The organism is Mesorhizobium abyssinicae (assembly GCF_049887195.1).
Lineage (GTDB): Bacteria > Pseudomonadota > Alphaproteobacteria > Rhizobiales > Rhizobiaceae > Mesorhizobium > Mesorhizobium abyssinicae.
The window spans coordinates 18542-37170 of the sequence record NZ_JARAKC010000027.1; the positions used below are offsets into that span (position 1 = coordinate 18542).

Here is an 18629-nt window from a genome sequence, read left to right on the forward strand (position 1 = left end):
CTCAAAACATTCCGCTTGCAGACGGGGCGGGCCATACATTGCCTGCGGCCGCGCCGATCGACAGACGGCCGGACCGCGCTCGATTGCCTGTGACGTTGTTCCGTCAGTCCGATGGAAAAGTGCGCCACGACGGTTCGAGCGCTGCTTTCGTGCAGCCGATTAACCCCGTCGCAGAGCGCGGAAGATTGCACGGCGCATCGGAAATCGACGCCAGAACGCGGTACCGTATCATAGAGAATAAATTCGTATATTATCGCACAAAAGGAGAGGAACGACGATGTCGAAAAGACCACTGGAAGCACAACCGATTAAGATGGCTAGATAAAAGCCCACACATTGCGCGTTGGCCGGGCGGTTGTTTTAGATGAACTTTTTCTCCTGCAGCGCACATTGCCATATAGCGAAGCAATGTGCCATGTACGACTAACCCATTGCCTCCCCTACCTCTTTTCCACATTGCGCGACTAATCGAAACGACGAGAACGACTGCCAAATTATGGTTCGGGCCAGTCGGTTTGGCCGCGCTGAAGCATCTGCTCGCGTCACCTTGCTGGCTTTCGCCGCGACAACGTAGGCTGGGGCCGGAAAGAGGAAGGGCTGCGCTAGTTGAGAAGCAACTAGCGTCCATCAATGCGCGTCGGTGCGGAGAGTCGGCTCAGGCGGCAACTGAGATTACAAGATGGCCGCTCGGATGGCCGTTGCGAACGTCGCTAGCGCCTGAGAGCCCGGCGTCATCGAATCTCGAAGCGTCCTTGGGATTTCGACTTGTACTCCGCGCCCGCGCCGTCCCCGATTGCAAATGTTGGTCTGTTCTTCACCTGGAAGGCGATGCCCCGTAGTGGCCGTGTGAAATCCAGCGTCCCGTAAACCCTTAGCAACTGAGTCTCGCAACTGGTGATCGAGACCACCGATCCAAACGGTCTGTGTGTCTCCTCCATCCCTTCGACCGTGCATCGTGACTACGAGGTCGGCTACCGCCGCAAGGCGTAGACACTCTGGTTCATCGAACAGATGCGATTTAATATGAAGGTCCGTGTGTGGACGGTTCGAGATCAGGCCCTCGAAGCAGTAGAGGGATAGGTCACCGGCCGCTACGGCTGCGGCAATTTCAGACGTACCCGGCTCGATCGTTCCGCCGTGAGGCGCAGCGATGAGGAATGATGAAGGCTTTTCCGTGAAGCTCCTCCTGTAGTCGACACCTTCCACCTCGCCGGCGGCAAGGGCTGCGTAAGATCGGTACTTGTCTTGCGTTCCTTCCGGATTTGTTGGCGATGAAGTCGCTTCTGAAGCCGTGGGGCCGCCTTCAACGTTCGTTGCGTCCGCGTCACCGTCATGCGCGCGACTATCGTCCTCGTCGTGCTCGTCCTCATAGTTCCTGCTGCGCATTTCTCTTTCCGACTCGGCGCTGCGATGTTCCGATGCGATTCGCAGGTTGAGGTCGGCAATGTGCTTCTCGGCAAATGCTTTGACCGAAGGACGCTCATCCGACAGCCACTCCGCCAGAGAATCTCGCCTGACCCGCCACGCGTCGGCGAAGCCCAACTCGCCAGAAACCACTCCAGTGCTATCGATCACGGCTCGTACCTCGCTCATTTTGCGATCATCGTCCGAGAAACGTGACACGACCTCTTTCAAGGCAACGTGGGTGGAAATTTCTCCGTGGTAGTTTCGCAGGATCGCAAGAGCGAAGTCCGCCTCGAAGTCGCCGCCTGCCGTTACCAAGTCGGCAAGCGCAGCAGCAAACTCCGGCGGGCAATGAGGGAATGCGCTACCAATCAGGCGACCTCCCCGAAACTGAAACAGTCTCCGATCGCCTGCGAACCAGGCCAGACCCTTTCGGATAGCAAGTGCGGGATCTTTTGAGAGTGGCTTTTCCAAACCATGGAACCGGAATGGAACTGCCTCAAAGGGACCTTCGCTATCATTGTTGCCAAGGTCTTTGGCCAAGCGGGCACCAAAATAGTCCCAGACTGCCTCCGGCTGACTTTCGGCCAGCCGAGCGAGAATGGCCTCCGCCTGATATTCCACTTTGCTAACATAGCCCAAGTTCTCGAGGATTTGCGCTCTTCGTTCCGGGGTGATCTCGCTGTAGACCTTTGCGGACTTCCGGAGAAACCACGCTTCCGATACCCATCGGACATCCTTGCGCTCGCTAAGGAATGACAAAGCGTCACGTAAGAAACTGTCGGAGTCTGTGATGCGCTCGGTCCCGTAGTGCTCCAAGACAAACAACAGGCATTCACTCACTGCCACTGAGTCCACCACGTCAATGGCGTGCTTCAATAGGCGTCTCGCGAGATTGGGATTGCTAACCTCCGAATAGCGAAGATGGCGCGCTATGCCTGATAACATAGTGCCGGACGCCAGTTCGCGTTCCGAGGCGTTTGCATAGATGTCGGTGCAGCCGCTCCGAGACAGCCCATCAAGGAATCTTGGGAGAAAGCGGCGCAGGTCATCGGACGCTCTCGCCAAGAATCTGTCAGCTACCTCGGGCTTCCGCTGGGCCAAATTGCTGAGGAAACTTCCGAAAACAGGGAAGGTTGCCAGGTCGGTCGACTTGGTTTCTGCACAGCGCGCCAACAGGCCGAACCATTCGTTCTCGTTTTCATCATCGATCGCCTCGATGTAACCTTCTGCCTCCCTCTTTCGAAACTCATCGGCTTTTTCATAGTCGAATTCCTCGTCCGCCCAATGTTCTGGGAAGACAGATTCAAATCCGACCAAAACTTTGTACTGAAGGAACCGTTCGTCTGCGTTGATCGTATCGCGGAACTTTAGGATAGCGGCTATGAGCGCGGCAGCTTGGCTTCGACAGTTGAATCGGTCCCCCGCTTCATCCGCCAAGGGCCTGGCTCGCCGGTAGTCGTAAAGAAACTGGTGTTCGAGGTGCTGAAGCAGCTCGTAGCTTTCTGAGCTAGACAGGGTTGTCACAAACTCGACAATACGCGTTGCGTCCTTGAGCGTAATGGCCAGTAGGTCATTGGAATATTGGCCCTGACTAGGAACTCTGGTAGCCGCGTCCAGCGCGTCGAGCACTCTGCGCTTTTGCGTGTCGTCAGTGGATCGCTCGTAGGCTGCGAAGAGACCCTTCATCGCCTTGTCGCGGACCAACATCAACTGGTGGGATGCTGGCACTGCACCAGTGCTAAGCTCCACGGAATCCGCTTTCCACTTGGCGCCTGTGATGTCGGATTGGACGGCCTCGGTCCAAACAGTTAGGGCGACGGCCCGAATGCTATCCAGTTCCGCACTACTCATTCCGGCAAGATGGTCCACGAGCGCCATCTGGAGCATCGGTCCGACTTGATTGTAGGCATCGATACGGTACTCAGCCAGGCGCTTGACCGCGTTTAGGATTGCCTGACGAATGTCCTCCGCCGACTCGTCTCGATAAATCTCGATAAGCAGCTGTAATGTTCCGACCACGTCGGCATAGCGCAACCGCTCTACTATTTCCAAAACAAGCGAGGTCACTGCAGCGGCGTCAAAACCCTCCATTTCTCCATAGGTGGTTTCTATTGGAACGGCATCCGTTGCGCGGGCGGCTTGGACCGTTCGAAGCAAGGGCGCCTTGAGCCCCGCGTAGGCGACTGGCAAGTCGTCGTAATTCGGGATCGCGTAGTCTTTCAGACCAGAAAGTATCTCGTAACGTTCGTTGTTATTTTGGGCGCTATCGAGCAGCGTCGCTATGTCCTGGTCGAATAGGCTCTTGCCTTGCAGGAGACGCTCATACTCCTGCTGAGCCTTCTGGATCTCAAAACCGGCCGGAATCAGATACTTGTCCATAATCCGGGCAAATCGGCTGGCTATTGCCTTCATCGCTTCCCCGCCATAGCCGTTGCCCAGCTTGTCCTTGTAGAGAATATCGTGAGAGGTCTCTGACCAGGCATGGTTCAAGATCGTCTGGACTTGAATCTCGCAGCGCAGGCCGGCGAACTTCACGTATTCAGGGAGGCGCGTTCGATCCTCGCGAAGCCTGATCGTGTAGTGCACCGCGCGATATCGGGCCTCCTCGTTCTCAGGAATGGGATGATGGATTTTGGTCGAATCCTCCTCGATTTCGAAGTTGTCGCGGATTAGCGATGACGCCAAAAAGCGGTCAACGTCGTTGTTGGTGTAGAAGATGAGCCGGGCGCCAGCGAGATCGCGTCGGTCGACCTCTAGCGTCTGAGTATCCAGTTTGTTTGCCCCGGCGAGACGCCGACGAAGGCTCTCGACATCTTTTGCGCGACACTGAACAGATTGAGGGCGAGGGAGGTTTTTATCAGCGCGCAACGCATTTTCCAGGATAAACCGAACAGTTCGCGCGAACTCATCGTACGTTGGTAGATACGTCTTTTCGTATTCGTCGAGGTTCATGTAGTTAGCGTCTCAACTGACAATGGCTGCGGCCATCTGGGAATTTACCAACACGCTGGGCGCCTGCCGGCGTCTTGCTGACACTCCATCCGCGCGTCGAGGTCGACGGCGCATGTGGATCGATCTACAGCCTTGTCGCCAACGCTATGAGTTGCTTTCAGCCTCTTGTGTTTTGAGGCCACGACGTTCCGCATATTCGATCAACGCGAGCTCTATCACAGCTGTTACCGAGCGACGTTCCGCTGCCGCCAGTTGCTCTGCGAGAGCTAGCACAGATGGATCCAAACGGGTCGTGAATGGCTTTTTCGGCATTTTCGCTGTGCGGCTTGAACTCGGCTTCGAAAAAGTGCATAAAAGTTGCACGTGCATCGCACGTGCATATTGCAGTGACTGATCGGAGTGCGCGAACACTCTGACCGGCCTGACCACAGCCAAGCTGTTGGGAGCTCGGATCATGGCTGATTCCGACAATAGCACGACTTCGCCTCGCGTCACTCGCAGGAGGCTGCTTACCGGAGCAGCAGCGGTTACCGGATGGCAGTCAAGGCCATTTGCGCGTAACTACCTAGCGAAGGATCAGTCCGACGATCCCGCAGTTGCCATGTGGCGCAAATGGCAAGCCGCTCACGAAGTCCGATGGTAAGATCGCTACCCTGCGTTCACTTGAGGCGCTTCGCGATGTGCTTCGCGCCGGTTCTGTCGACGTGGCGGTCGGTGCGAAGGCCGAAGCCGATTTCGCGGCTCATCAGGCGCGCTGGGATGCCTCTGACCAAGTGATTGGCTATTCCGCCACGTTGCGAGCCGAATGTGAGGCAGCCGATCGGGCGGAGACGCTGCTTGAGGAATTGTCAGAAACGCCAGCTACCTCCCTTGCCGGTGTAGTAGCCAAGCTTGACGCCGTACTCAGGGAAGGGCAGCCGTCGAAGGACGATGCCGAGTTTCCTTGGCCACAAATCCGCTCGGTCCTGAAGGACGTTGGTCGGATCGGTGGGCAGACAGAGCCAAGCTGACTGCACAAGGCCGTTTCTGGCGGTTAGAAACTTCCCATCGTTCGGAAGTTTGGCTAGTCTCGCGAGGGGAAACCTGCCGCGACCAACTTTTCCAAAGGGAGTGACGCAATTGCGAAAGGCATTGGCGGAACCAACACGCCCCCGCGTCTTCCAAGCATGGCCAGAGACTAGAAGTGAAAGTTTCCCGCATTCAGCAGATCAGCACGTCGGCAGGCAGATCGCGATGGTTCGCGTCCAATCAGACGTATCGCAGGCCCAGCTTGCCCGATCGATAGGCATCAGCTTCCAACAGCTTCAGAAATACGAGAACGCGAGGAACCGCGTGAGCGCCTCCATGCTCTACGAGATCAGCAGGTCGCTGGACGTTCCCGTCAGTCGCTTTTTCGACGGCCTGCCGGGAAACGACGAGACCAGCCGTGAGGCTTCGCCTCTGCCGGTCGACGAGCGCATCGAATTTATCGCCAGCGCGGAAGGCCGGCGCCTCATTGGAGGGCTGATGCAGCTTCGTCCACGGGTGCGTGGCCGTGTGGCGTCCTTGATTTCCGCGTTGGGGGAGGAATTGGCATTACTTGATAAGAATACCGAGAGGACCGACGAGCCCGAGCCGGCTGACCGCAAGACCGGCTGACATACGGTTGCGGCTGTCAGCAACCTGCGACTATCGTCGGTAGAGGCAGTCACAGTGGGGCGGTTCCCATGCCCCAGCTTCGCACCGGCCACCTTCCCTTTGAGTCCTTCTCCTCTACCGTGAAATAAAAATCTTTGAACCGTTTCGCCTCGAAGCGTGGCAGCATGTCCGAAAATTGCGCTCTGGTGACGTCAAGGGAGAGGCTCAGCGACGGCAGTTCGTCGGTTTGAAAAAGAACGCCCGCGTCGGGATGTTCCGTCTTCATGGGAGTGGGGGCCATAATCATAACGATCCCAGGCCATCTGAATGCTGCATTCGGCATGATGAGCGACGCAGGCAGCATGATATAGGTGAACTCGACTGATTGACGGGGCGGGCCCGGCTGCACGACCTGGCCAAAATTGACGTTGGCTGATCCGACGATCTCACCACGCCATTCGCCAGCGACGACCGGCGGCAACTGAAGACGGTTAGCCTTTTTTCGGACTGTCATTCCGTACGTTTTGCGTCAGGAACCCGGCAACATCAACATCCGCTGCCTCAAGCATACACCTGGCAGCCGGGCAGACCGCCAAGCTGGGTCCGTGCCAATCTGATCGTGCCGCATGTTGATCAAGAGGAAAACAGGAGAGAGCCACCATTCGCTAAGCTGCGATATGGTTCGAAGGAATGTCCGTTCTTCCAAAACCGGCTGAAAAACGGGGCTGAATTCCGAAAATCAAGCCGGTGTCGCGTCGGCGGAAACGTCGAAAAATTCGGCAATTTCAATCGGATGAAATGGCGCGCCCGAAGAGATTCAAACTCCTGACCCCCAGATTCGTAGTTTTAAGGTCTAGAGAGAGATGGCGGGCAGCGACAGGATCGCTCTGGATCGCGTGAGACGTGCAATCGATGACCGCCATGGGGCGGTTCGAGATGATGGTGTACAGGGCAAACGGCCGGTCGCTTGCCCTGAATGACTTCAATCCTCCGGATTCGCGAATGCCATAGATCCTTCGTCAGTGGATCGATTGGGCGTTCCTGCAAATCGGTCCCGGTAGCCGGGGAGGCAGGTGCAATCGCGCGAACGCTCGATACCAATAATCCCGATCACGCCGTCCGCGCTTTCCAGGGGTATTCGCATGCGGCCGTCGCGAAGGGCGAGATAGAGCGCGTCGATGGCGGACTGATCGCCGAGGGTGGCAAGCGCCGCAGGATGACGGAAGATATCCAGTGACCAGCCCGCCGCTCGCGCTTTAGCGAGGGCGCGAGCACGTCCCCTTTTTTCATCGATGACCGGTAAGAAGTTTCTGGCCGCGGCGACGGCGATCGTTGCCGCCTCCCCATCGTCTAGCGAAGCAGCGATTGACGTGAGTTCGTAGAAAATGTCGTACTCCGCCTCGGTCAAACCGGCGAGCGTCACAGTTCCATTCGCCACGAGACTGTACAGGAAGCCCTGCTCCCCGTTCCTGCGGCTCGTCTCGTGTTCCAGCTCTCCAGCCACGATCTCCGGGACGAGAATATCGTTGGGAATGGCTGCGAGGATCCGCTCACCGTGTTTGCAGGCGTGGAGGTTGATCAGAACGCTCGTGTCGAGAACCAGCGGGTCCGCGACATCAATCAGGGAGCTTGAGCAACTCATCCGTTTCTCTTTCCTCAAGCTCGATTTGATCAATAATGCCGCGAAGCTCCACTCGGCCCGCCTTCAGCAGCTCCGCCAATTGTCCTTCCGACATCAGTCCACGCTTCCAAGCGGCGTGCGCCATAAGGCTCAGGCGGTGGGAGATCGGTCGATCGGCGTCACTCTTTGCCGGATCGCGGCGTTCCGTCATTTCGCCCAGCACCTCCCGAACATGGTCGTCGGTGATGCCTCCATTGTTCTCGAACCAGGCCCAGGTGCCCCGCTTGACGAGACCCAATTCTTCGAGCCTGAGACCGCAAGCCTGGCGCGAGATGTTGTACTGTTGGGCGAGGAGGATGATCAGGCGTCGGGTCGTCTTGCCGGTTATCTCCTTCAGTTCGCGAAAGCTTTCCGAGAAGCTTCCGGCCGGCGTGAGGAACGCGCGGCCAAACGCATTTGCATAGCGTTCGTCGCGCGACAGGAATTTCTCATCATCCTCGAGCACCTCCGGGGTTTGCCGGGTGCCATAGAAATGGCCGACTTCATGAGCCGCTGATTGGATGCGGCGCGGCAAGGGATGGTTGGCGTTGAGAAGAATGCAGGCGCCGATGCTTTCATCATAAGTGAACAGGCCCGCCACCTTCGAGTTCGAAGAAAGACGGCGCTGATACAAGCGAATGCCGAGGCCCAGTTCGATAACCGAAAAGATGTCGGCAATTGGCCCTGGGCCGAGACCCAGCCAGTCACGCAATTCCTTGGCATGCTTTTCGGCCAACGCGACAACGTCACCGTCATTGATGCCGCGCGCCGGCGGGTAATTTCTCCGCCGCTGGATCCCTAGAATGTTCTCCATTTCAACGTCCGCCTTGATTAGATCGTTGAAGAGCAGAATGGCCTCGGTGGTGTGCGCGTCCTCCGTCTCACGCAGTTTTCGGAAGCGGGGCATCAAATCGGTGTGGACGGCTTCTCGGCGAAGCAGGGCGTTCACCGATACGCCGTAGTGGCGAGCCAGCATCTGGATTTCTTGAATGCGCACACGGCGCACGCCCTTCTCGATAGATACCAACGTCGGGCGGGACATGCCTATGACCTGGGCCGCGTCATCCTGCCGGATATCCGCGCTCTCTCGCGCGATGCGCAGTCGACGTCCTATTTCTTGCGCGCTCAGCTCATTCAAATCGGCCATAGCGCCCTCCATCCATCCAGCTCTTCAAAAAGCTTTGCTCTCCTTGCGCGGACAGAAATGCCCGCCATTCTACGGCGTGCGTACCCAACATTGTCCTTAGCTTCGTCAGCGTTTCCTCAGTGCTTTCCTCGATTGCCGCACCGATCTGCGAGGCGTGGACACGAAGGGCGTCATCAGGCAAGCCAGCGAGCTCGGCAAGGTGCTGCAGGTGTCGTGCGCCAACGCTTCCGTATTCGACCATGATGTCCCGATCGGCCTTTAGGGGTATGACGGATAGGGCGCTGCTCGCGTCAGTGGCGGCCAGATCGGACACCACATAAGCGTCAAGCGCCTCGTTAACACCAGCTGCATGCAAACTAACGCGCCTGAGCAAACAGGCAGCACACAAGCCACACTGCTTTCGACCGCCGACATTCACCACGCGGCGGCTCTGCCAGCAGGAATGCGTGCTCGTGAGGTGCCGTTCGGTCTTTCCGGGAATGTCCAGGAATGCTCGTAACGTCTGCCCCTTCGTCGACCACAAGCGTGGCTGCTCAAACTTGCCTCGATAGCCCAGCAGTGCCGTGATGAACCGCTCCATCTTTCGGAAGAACGTCGGATGGTTGCGATAGTCGGGATAGATGTTGTGCAGTGGCAGCAATACGGGCCCAAGTGCACCCTGGCCGCTCTCGGGAACCATGATACGCGCCACGCTGGAAAGCTGTGCGGCAATTGCCGCTACCGCTGCAAACTGGAATCCGCGCGATCGGAAGCTGCTTTCGTGTCCGCGATATCCCTGTACCTTGAACGGGATCTGCGTGAAAAAGCTGTCTCCGGTTTTCCGACGCTGGCGCTTGCCGGCGATCCGAATGCATAGGGCTTCGTCTCGGGTGCCACTCAACGCAGAGACCGCACGCGAATCCAAGCCGTCGCTGTAGGCGACGGCGAAGGTCTTGGTCTTGCCGAAGTCCAATGGAATCTGCCGCGAACCGATGGGTGAGCTATCTTTCGCTCCAACGAAGGAAAACCGCCACGTGTCGCCGGTCAGGTGATTCAAGACGCCATGAAGGCTCATCAAAACCTCCGGCTTCTGCCAACTTTTGAGGTCGATGACCGGGACAGTCACTTCCAGGGTACGGCGCCACCCAAACGGACGCTTCCAACGTCGGTCAGCAAATTCAATGGCGGCGCACAGGACCAGCATGTCGTAGTGCAGCGGCTGGAATCCCTTCACGTCGAACGTATCCAGAACCGCCGCATTGAAGCGAATGTGCCGGCCGACCTCCGTCGTTACGGCGCCCTTCGGGAGAGCGCGACCGGGTTTCTGCCCCTTCTCGATAACGACCAGGTGCTTGCCCGATATCAGTGACTCATGCGTATGGGCGTTCACTCTTCTGGCCCCTGGTCTACGCCGGCTTTCTTCTGAACTGCCTGTCGAAAAGCGCTCTTGTTACCCGTGGCCAGGGCATCGCAGAGCTCGTTGGGCTTGACGGCCGCAAACGTCTCGCGATTCCGTTCGATCCCCTTGTGATAATCCTCGCGCTTCATGTCGCCGAGCTCGCGGGCCCGGATGCATTCCTCGTCGAGCCGGTTCTTGGTAGTGTCGATCCAGTCTTTCGCCGTGCTATCGAGCGATCGACTAAGAGCTTCGTCCATAGGCATCTGGTCGCGCAGGTTCGCGATCAAATGCCGCTGAAGCGCATCCGCCAGAGGCGACGTCGGATGACTGTCGAAAATCGTTTCGACCGCAGACACCGGGTCTAGATCCATCTGCGTGCGTTCCGCATGCGCCTTGAGGTTGCCGAAAAGCGGGCTGAATGCCTTGATGTCGACGTCACCAATCATGCTGTGACAAGCCTGTGTCGTCCGCTCTTCCGAGCTGACCGCGTCGCTGACGAGGTCTTGCCCGTACCGTTTCCAACGGCTGCTCAGTTCTGCGTTTCTGAATGGCCCATCGGTCATGACAGCCCTCCCTATGTCGGGAATATGGCCGGCATATCTGACAAAGTCAATATTCTATCGAAAATATCTGACATTATAGCTGATCAAGCTGCGGAAGCAGGTCGTCTTAGGCGCAGGTGCGCGGTTGAGAAGGGCCGTGGCGATTTACGAAAACGAGGAGCGCGGCTGGGCGAAACTGACCTGCTGCATCTGGAGGGCTTGTCAGTGAGAATCGCGGCTCCTCATTCTATCGTGTTGATGTGAAGGCCAGGAAATATACGCCAGACCTCGGGTTGCGCTAAGATGAATCATTAGCCGAGCCTGCGGCGGTCGGTGATCTGAAGAAGGTGTCCATGGAGCGGCTCACCCTCAGTTATGTCTGGAAGCAGAAACCAACGCCGGTCGTGCTGCGGCGAACTGGGCGTGGTGAGAAGCTTCGAGTGCGCTTGCCGTTTGCCGACGACAACCGGCAATGGCTGCAGAATGGCCGGCGAACGACACCGGATTGGATGGGCGGCAGTCACGCCTATTGGGAGCTGCCAAAATCCTGGTTCAACGACTTCGTCAACCGCGCGCTTCAGCACTACGGCAAGGTTTACATTATCCAGCCATTTCGTGAGCAGGAGATCTGCGCGCGGGCGTGCCAGGAAGCACAGGGTCACGAATGCCAGTGCTCCTGCATGGGCGCCAATCACGGCGCCGGCAACGACGGTTCCTGGCTCGAGGTTTCCGACACCTTCTCGACTCGCTGGGGCGAGCGCGAGCTCGCCTGTCGTCTACTCACGGCTCGATAGGGACAAGTGCCCGTTCCAACGCTTACGTCATCGGGCAACGGATGAACTTCTCAACCGCGCCGTCGAGAAACATGCGCTCAATGTGATGCCCGGCGCCTTCGACGAGACTGCGCGCCACCAGCGGTAGTTCCCGCACGGAGCGGCCCACATCGTCCATCGCGATCGGTGAGTCGCTTTCCGGCACGTCGATGCGTGTAACGTTATTCTTGCCGACCAGCAGATAGGCTTGCCCGAGGGCGTTCCGGGACTGCGCGCGGGCGGCGGCGTTGAAGGAGCGCATGAACGCCCAATCCTTGATGCCACCGTTGCGTGCCCGCTCGTCGACAGTGAAAGTCGACTCACCGGTGCCCAGGCTAAGGATACGCACGTCCTCGCGCGCAATGTCGAAGCAGGCCAGGGCATCGACCAGAGCGTTCATGACCGGATTGTTGGCCCAGATGCCGCCATCGATCATCACATAACCGTCGTCCTCGACACCGGGATAATAGGATGGGGCGGCAGTTGTGTGGAGGGCGACATGCGCGAACCTCTTGTGGCGGTCCTTCTGGTAGTCAGGATGGTGAGGCGTCTTGTAGAGGAACGGCTCGCCGTGGCGTCCTTCGAAGCTTGGGATCACCAGCCGGGTGACGGCATCGTCGAGCACCTTGTCGCCGAAGATCCGGAGCAACTCGTCCTTGAGGGCGGCTTGGTTATGCTTAGGTTTGAACAGCCATCGCAGCGTCCTCGACACCCTGCCGAGCCCGGCCGCCGGCGCACCTCGACGGGTGGAATCATCGCGCTCGCCGTTGCCCGCCGCGTTCGAGATAGATGTTCAATGCCTGCTTAGCCGTCATCCCATGGGCGGAACGGGCGGCCCTGCGGCCATGGCTGCTTCAAGCGAGCATGTTGGATCGTGCCATCGGATCGGCGCGGCGGAATGTACTTCATGGTGTTGTCTCCATTGCCTCGCCGCGATCTCCGGCGTGGCACCCGCCGCCGGTCCAACGCCCGGTCATCAACCAAAGTTCGTAGCAAGCGCGATCCAGTCGAGCGCCCAAGGGACGGTCGTGCTCGCGATGGTCATCGCCGGTGTCCATTCCCTTTCACGAGGGTCGAACAAACAAAGGGTAGGATCCTCGGCCGGGGGATAGACCTGGGGCAGCTGCCCCTCGGAATTGCAGTGCAATCGAACCAGTTCGGGTGAAAGCACCCGCACCTCGGGGAACGACCCAACCTGATAGCGGATCTCCAGCAAGTAGCTTGCATATTGCGGCTTCACGCTCCCCACCCATCGCGCGAACCGCGCGCGACGGTCGATCCGGCGCGCTGAGAATTGCGGCCACGTGACCTTCATCGTGGCCACCTGCTCGTCGATGGAGAGGATCGCCGTCACCATCAGATCTTGCGCCCGAAGAAGGTGTGAGGTCGGGCCATCGACACCGCGGGATTGGCGAGCGGAGCTGCGCCCGCAGCGGCGGAAGGCAAAAGGAGGCCGCCCCGCCGCGTATAGAGCTGACGGGATTGCTGGATGCCGCCACCGATCTCGGTGGCGATCTGGTTGGCGGCCCGGGTCACGACGCGATCGCCGAAGTTCCCGCGCAACGTGTCCATCATCGTGTCGGGGAACATCTCCCCCGTACGCATCGCCTCGAGCGAGCGGACGAGTTCGCGCAAATGTCCGGCGAACTCGTTCTGCTGAGCGATGGATTCTGGCCAGCGGTCCGTGAAGACGTCGGCTTCGCAAATCGGATTGGCAACATGCAGAAGTCGCTTGTAGAGCGACGCCTGCTCGATGTCGCGAATGATCCAGTTCGCAAGGCGCATGAGCATGGCGCTGAGCGACATGTTCGGATGCGCAGCAAGCCCGGCATAGTAGGAGAGCATCACCGAAGGCGGGATGCGGCCGGTGTAGCTGGCGTAGCGAATGTTGCGGAAGCGCTTGAGGAGCTGAAGGGCAAGCGTCGCGGTGTTCTTCACGATGAAGTCGCACTGGTCCGGAACGTCGTCCACATCGGCATCGGCCCGAGCGGCAAGGCCGGCATGGTCAAGCCAGCGGCGGTGGAATTCCTTCGCCATGCGCAATTCGAGCGGCGTCCTGGCCGCATACCACTGCGCGAAGCCATAGGCGTTCATGTCGACGAACCGGTCGTCGGCCGACAGGCGCGGCCCCTTGGCGTGAGTGATCACGCTCTCGCGATCGTGCGTGCCGTGAACCCGCAGCGACGGCGTGACGTCGAGATGCATTTTGTCCGCGTAAAACAGAGTGACGCAGCGCGTCTGCCGCAACACCCGCTGAACCGGATAGTCGGCGAGGGCGGTTTCGAGCTCGGTGAGGATTTCGAGCGGCGTCATGCCGCGAAAGCGGCCACCCAGCTGCGAGACGATGTCGAGATCGTATTCGTCGTCGGTGCCGCGCGTCGAGATCGTGGCGTCGATCGCCATGGAGCCCTGCGGGTAGAAGTGCTCGATCTGGTCGAAGAAGGCGGTATAGGCCTCAAGATGGCGCCGCACCGCATCGTAGCGCGACTTCGCCTTGTCATGCAGCGAGGGCGGCAGCTGAACGCTGAGCGCGATCTCGGCGAGGATGCGGTCAAGCGGGTCGTCAAAGGGATTGAGGCCGGTCGGCGCAAGCTGGATGTTCACATCTATCTCCACTGCGGGCTTGGCTGGATCTGCACATCTCGCCATCGCCCGCGCGGTGTTCGGGATGATAAGAAGGTATGTACGTCTACTCCGAACAAGATGGGGAGCTTGAATGCGTCTGTCAAGGGACATAGAATATAGCTACTCCGAACCCTGGGTTTGGGCGGATAAAGTAGAAGGACCGGCTATGAAATTTGGTGAGCGGATCAAGGACTTACGAACAAAAAAGGGCCTGACGCTCGATCAACTCGCACAGGAGACCGGGTCGTCGAAGAGCTACATCTGGGAGCTCGAGAACAAGAATCCGCCCAGGCCATCGGCCGAAAAGCTTTCCGCGATTGCAGGTGCCTTGGGGGTGACCGTCGACTACTTGATCGGGGCTGACACCCAAACGCTCAGCGAGGCGGAAGACACCGCTTTCTTCCGGCAGTACAGCGGGCTCCCGGAGGAAACGCGCCGGCAGATTCGCGAGATGGCTCGCATCCTCGACACGAAGACCCGCAAATGAGCGAGTCGACCCGCCTCCAGCCGCTAAAGGAGGCGGCCCGTATCACGCAGATGCTCGACCTGGTCCTTGGGGCGGATCGCTTTGATCGTGCGCCGGTCGACGTGATCAGTCTCGCACTAGAGTATTCTCGCCAAATCGCGCCCAACAGTCCCATCCACGAGGTCGTCGAGCGCAACATCCCGGGTTGCGTCGGCGCGTTGGTGTACGGAGAGGCGCGGCCGCGCCAGTGGGCGATCATGTACCATGTCGATCAGTCGAACGGACGCCGCTCGTTTACCGTCGGGCACGAGTTCGCCCACTACGTACTGCACCGCCAGTTAATCGAGGAAGATGTGCGTTTCGACGGCGGCATCTATTGCGACGAGAACGCGGTGGTTCGTCGCAAGGGATCCGGCATCGAGCAGGAAGCCGACGAGTTCGCAGCGGCGTTGCTGATGCCCTTTCATGACTTCCGCCGCCAACTGCCAGCTAAGGCCCGCGCCGATTTCGAAGCGCTCGGTCGACTGGCAAAGCGCTACGGTGTTTCGCTGACAGCGGCGATCCTGCGCTGGCTCGAATACACTGAAACGCGGGCAATCATGGTCGTGTCGAATGAGGGGTTCGCCCATTGGGCGAAGCCTAGCAGGGCGGCGCTTAAATCTGGGCGTTGCATCCGGACGAGAGACACCGTGTTCGAGCTCCCCGGTCAGGCCTTTGCAGCGCGACGCGACTATTCCAGCGCGGCGCTAACCGGTGTCATGCATCAAGCTGGCGTGTGGTTTCCCGAGTCGGTGCACGAGATGTGCCTTCGCTCTGACCGCTACGATCAGGAAATCACCCTGCTGCAATTTGAAGCAGAGGGCCCACGCTTTCAGGAGGAAGAGGAGGAGAGTGACGTCCTCGACCGTTTTGTGCGGAACGGACAGGCTCCGGATCGCTAAAGGTTGGGCGGATCAGTTCATGGATTTTGTTCATATCGCCATTTCTGCTCGCCTGGCCCACGGCGATCTCGTCGCCGCCGACGCGGCCCTTGAAGCCGGCCCCGCCGATGATGGTGTCAGGCTCATTCTGTTGAAACAGCTTCTGGTATCCTGCGCGAACGTCACTGATCTCGAGTTGATCTGTCGCGGGCTCTACAAGGACCATCCGCCAATTTCGGAGATCATCACACCGCATCGGCGCAACTTCGAATTTGCCAAGTACATCCGGAACATTGCGGTTGGTCACGTCCACCCGGCGCTCAGCCGGAAGGCCCTCGAATGGCGGCCTGAGCTCAACGCCGTTCTGACGAAACGCGGCGCCCCGGCCGACGCCTTTCTGGGCTATGCCGTGTTGGAGAGTGCAATCAACACCTTCGTGGATGGCGAACGACACCGTATTTTCGAAAGCGCCACAGACTTGGCTTACCCACCGGACCTGACCCGGTTCCTCAATTTCTTGGGGTCTACCGTGCATGTCGGGATTGCCTACTGCGCGGCGGTGGCCGCCGCGGCACTTGAGCACGCCAACCTGCCCGACTTCAACGAGAACTGGCTGGAGTTGTCCGCGAAAGCAGGCGCCACAGACTTCGCCTTCATTACGCGCAAGGGATAGAGATGGGTAGCGATCTCGACCATCTCGACGACTTGCCGAAGCGTGATGGCAATCATGTCGCGGAAGAAAAGGCGGAAGCGGCCTTCCAGGAACACCTAACGGCGAGCGGCCGCTTCATACTCCAGCGTGCCGAACGCAAAGACTATGGAACGGACTGTCAGATTGAAGTGGTCGACCACGAGCAGGCGACCAACGTCAGAGTGCACGTGCAGCTCAAAGGGACCGAACGTCCGCTCAACACGGATGGCTCTCTCAGTATTGAGGTCAGCCGCACAAATCTGAATTACCTGCTGATGCATCCGCACAGCTTCTACGCCGCTTATCACATCCCGACTTCGTCGCTGCGCATCTGTCCAGCAGAGACTGTTCTCCGAGAATACGAGCACGCGGGAAAAAGCTGGACCCACCAGCAATCGCTCACCGTCAATTTCACGGAGGAACTGACGATAGCGCGGTTGGATCGGCTGGCCACATTAGCCAGATCTGCGGCCCGGGCCGCGCGCGATCGTCGGATTGAGCAGACCCGGGCAGCGCCTGGAGACGTCGCTAGTTTCGTTCTGCGCGGTATTCCAGACATCCACGTTCCGGACGATCCCGCCCGGGCTGGCCAACTCCTTGCAGACCTATACAATCAGGGCGCCGACCTAGCGATTAGCGCTGCCTTCGATAGATTTGCGGCAGCGCTGGGGTTGGACGACGAAGCCATGGGTCCCGCTTACATGGCAGAGGTCAACCTTGGGATGGCGGGATTAAGTCGGTTGCGCCTTCGGATCGAAGCCGCTGTGCCGTTTTTCAGGAATGAGCTCGACCTGGGCCGCTACGAGCGGGACAGTCTTTACTACACGATCGGCAATGCCTTCTCGGCGCTCGGCCAGGAGGAGGACGCCAAGGCCGCCTATGAGGCGGCTCTCGCTGATCCCGCATTCGCCAATACGCCGGACCTGGCGAGCCAAGGCCACAAGAACCTCGGTACGAGCTTTGAAAGACTCGGTGATGAGGAGCGAGCAGTCGAGCACTACCGCGAGGCCTTGAGGTTGAACCCGCATCTTCCAGAAGCTCACAATGCCTTGGCCCAATTTTACATACGCCGAGGCGAGTGGAAGGACGCCCTCACGCATCTGGATCAGGCCGTTTTCTCCAACCTTACATACGCCAAGGCGGCTGCCGTTGGGGGTTGGAGGGCCAACGTCCTCTTCAACATGGGAGAGGGCAGCGCGGCGTTTCGTGAGATCAACGGCCTACTAGTCTATGCTGATCGCGAGCCATGGATTTGGCCGTTTTTCGCACGGCTGGTGGCGAGCTTCGGCCGCACAACGACAGAGAATGCGCGCCAGGCGTTGGGTTTCTGGCACCGCTATGTCGGCGCCCACCCCGAGAGCTCCGGAGGTCGTCGCGAACTGCTGTTGGCGACCCTGTACCTGCGAGCAAAGGGACAGGATGTTGGCCGGACCTATGCAGAATTCCGTGCCGAGTTCGACCGCCAAATCGAGCACGTCACCGACAACGATGAAGTCGCCTTCCTATGGGATCGCCTTGGGCACTGGGCGCAAGATGAAGCAAACTGGATCGAAGCTGAGTTCTGTTTTCGGCAGGCCTACGATCTGGCAGGCGGCCACTACGGCTACTGCCTCGGCACCGCCCTCAACTTTCTCGGTCGGTGTGAGGAGAGCCTGCCAATCTTGCGGGAACAGGCCGAGCGCATCCAGCCTGATGCCATGAGCTGGTTTCAGCTCGGCGTAGCTTACGGCGATCTTGGCCAGTCCGCGCAAGCCATCGAGGCCTATGAGAAGGCGCTCGCGCTCGATCCTGCCTATAATCTGGCGATGTTCAATCTCGGCGGCACTCACTGGAATAGCGGCGATAAGATTGAGGCTTTGGCGATCTGGGCGACGGCCATCGATCGATTCCCCGACCACGAACTCGCCGCAAAACTCCGACGTGATATGCCGGTCTTCTTTTCGCCCGATCCCAATCGACGAACCCTATCTTCCGATGAAATCGGTCTCGACCCATAGCTACACTGCGGCACGAAACAATCCGCCGCAGCCCTCTCCGGCAAGCTGGTCGAGTATCGGCCGGTAGATGGAGGGGAATCGCAAGTTGAGATGGTTGCGAGTCCCCGCAACCAATTCTATCATAAATCAATTACCGTCCCGGTCTAACCGGGACGGTTTTTTGCGTTCGGGAAGGCTATCCGGATTATTGCCGCAACACCGAAGATTTCTTGAAGCGCTTCAGGCGGGCAGGGAGTGGCACGGCACGAATTCCGCGGCCGGGCCACTGAAGAAGTGGCCTTCGTTCGGTGCCGTCGGTGAAGTCAATACGACTTCATACAAGAGCTATTGTGTATGAACCCGCAGCGTTCACTGCAGAAAAGATTGCTCTTTTTGCGAAACATAAAATTCGCATTGTCTTTCACATTGTGCACCC

At 58.8% G+C, this 18629-nt stretch carries 16 protein-coding genes; 7 read left to right on the plus strand and 9 right to left on the minus strand.

The window, feature by feature from the left end:
• Nucleotides 1-672 precede the first annotated feature (672 nt).
• Complete coding sequence (locus PU724_RS30045) at nt 673-4359, minus strand: poly-gamma-glutamate hydrolase family protein (protein WP_354425080.1); 3687 nt, start codon at nt 4357-4359, stop codon at nt 673-675.
• A 596-nt stretch (nt 4360-4955) separates the two neighbouring features.
• On the opposite strand from PU724_RS30045, the gene PU724_RS30050 reads away from it, so the two are divergent.
• Nucleotides 4956-5369, plus strand: a complete 414-nt coding sequence (locus tag PU724_RS30050) for a hypothetical protein (RefSeq protein WP_354425078.1) — start codon at nt 4956-4958, stop codon at nt 5367-5369.
• A 100-nt stretch (nt 5370-5469) separates the two neighbouring features.
• Entirely contained in the window at nt 5470-5997 is a 528-nt protein-coding gene (locus PU724_RS30055) for a helix-turn-helix domain-containing protein (RefSeq protein WP_426213729.1), read from the plus strand.
• 49 nt (nt 5998-6046) lie between these two features.
• On the opposite strand, the gene PU724_RS30060 is transcribed toward PU724_RS30055, so the two are convergent.
• From PU724_RS30060 to PU724_RS30080, 5 genes are all read right to left on the minus strand, one after another.
• A complete protein-coding gene (locus PU724_RS30060; RefSeq protein WP_354425072.1) occupies nt 6047-6490 on the minus strand; it encodes a hypothetical protein in 444 nt (147 codons plus the stop codon).
• Between the two features lie 468 nt (nt 6491-6958).
• Nucleotides 6959-7636 (minus strand): PIN domain-containing protein, encoded by a 678-nt coding sequence (locus PU724_RS30065; protein WP_426213730.1) that lies wholly within the window; start codon nt 7634-7636, stop codon nt 6959-6961.
• On the minus strand, nt 7593-8783 hold the full coding sequence (locus PU724_RS30070) for a helix-turn-helix domain-containing protein (protein WP_354425068.1): 1191 nt from the start codon (nt 8781-8783) through the stop codon (nt 7593-7595). The genes PU724_RS30065 and PU724_RS30070 overlap by 44 nt, the downstream gene beginning before the upstream one ends.
• On the minus strand, nt 8767-10152 hold the full coding sequence (locus tag PU724_RS30075; RefSeq protein ID WP_354425066.1) for a 7-cyano-7-deazaguanine synthase: 1386 nt from the start codon (nt 10150-10152) through the stop codon (nt 8767-8769). The genes PU724_RS30070 and PU724_RS30075 overlap by 17 nt, the downstream gene beginning before the upstream one ends.
• Nucleotides 10149-10724 carry a hypothetical protein gene (locus PU724_RS30080; RefSeq protein WP_354425065.1) on the minus strand — a complete coding sequence of 192 codons (576 nt, stop codon included), beginning with the start codon at nt 10722-10724 and terminating at the stop codon, nt 10149-10151. The genes PU724_RS30075 and PU724_RS30080 overlap by 4 nt, the downstream gene beginning before the upstream one ends.
• A gap of 332 nt (nt 10725-11056) precedes the next feature.
• Here PU724_RS30080 and PU724_RS30085 point away from each other — a divergent pair, with 332 nt between their 5' ends.
• Complete coding sequence (locus PU724_RS30085; RefSeq protein WP_354425063.1) at nt 11057-11497, plus strand: hypothetical protein; 441 nt, start codon at nt 11057-11059, stop codon at nt 11495-11497.
• A gap of 22 nt (nt 11498-11519) precedes the next feature.
• Here PU724_RS30085 and PU724_RS30090 read toward each other — a convergent pair whose 3' ends face one another.
• The 3 genes from PU724_RS30090 to PU724_RS30100 form a co-directional block, all read right to left on the minus strand.
• Nucleotides 11520-12227, minus strand: a complete 708-nt coding sequence (locus tag PU724_RS30090; RefSeq protein WP_354425061.1) for a patatin-like phospholipase family protein — start codon at nt 12225-12227, stop codon at nt 11520-11522.
• Between the two features lie 264 nt (nt 12228-12491).
• On the minus strand, nt 12492-12872 hold the full coding sequence (locus PU724_RS30095) for a type II CBASS E2 protein (protein ID WP_354425059.1): 381 nt from the start codon (nt 12870-12872) through the stop codon (nt 12492-12494).
• Nucleotides 12872-14119: a nucleotidyltransferase domain-containing protein gene (locus tag PU724_RS30100; protein ID WP_354425057.1), complete on the minus strand. Its 1248-nt coding sequence runs from the start codon at nt 14117-14119 to the stop codon at nt 12872-12874. Before PU724_RS30100 ends, PU724_RS30095 begins: the two co-directional genes overlap by 1 nt.
• Before the next feature lie 187 nt (nt 14120-14306).
• On the opposite strand from PU724_RS30100, the gene PU724_RS30105 reads away from it, so the two are divergent.
• From PU724_RS30105 to PU724_RS30120, 4 genes are read left to right on the plus strand one after another with little or no spacing between them, the layout of a single operon-like run.
• Nucleotides 14307-14627, plus strand: coding sequence for a helix-turn-helix domain-containing protein (locus tag PU724_RS30105; RefSeq protein ID WP_189044636.1), 321 nt, complete (start codon nt 14307-14309; stop codon nt 14625-14627).
• A complete protein-coding gene (locus PU724_RS30110) occupies nt 14624-15547 on the plus strand; it encodes an ImmA/IrrE family metallo-endopeptidase (protein ID WP_354425055.1) in 924 nt (307 codons plus the stop codon). Before PU724_RS30105 ends, PU724_RS30110 begins: the two co-directional genes overlap by 4 nt.
• 19 nt (nt 15548-15566) lie before the next feature.
• A complete protein-coding gene (locus PU724_RS30115) occupies nt 15567-16199 on the plus strand; it encodes a hypothetical protein (protein ID WP_354425053.1) in 633 nt (210 codons plus the stop codon).
• A gap of 2 nt (nt 16200-16201) precedes the next feature.
• The gene (locus tag PU724_RS30120) at nt 16202-18214 is read left to right on the plus strand and encodes a tetratricopeptide repeat protein (RefSeq protein ID WP_354425051.1); all 2013 of its coding nucleotides are present in this window, start codon (nt 16202-16204) and stop codon (nt 18212-18214) included.
• The last annotated feature ends 415 nt before the right edge of the window (nt 18215-18629 follow it).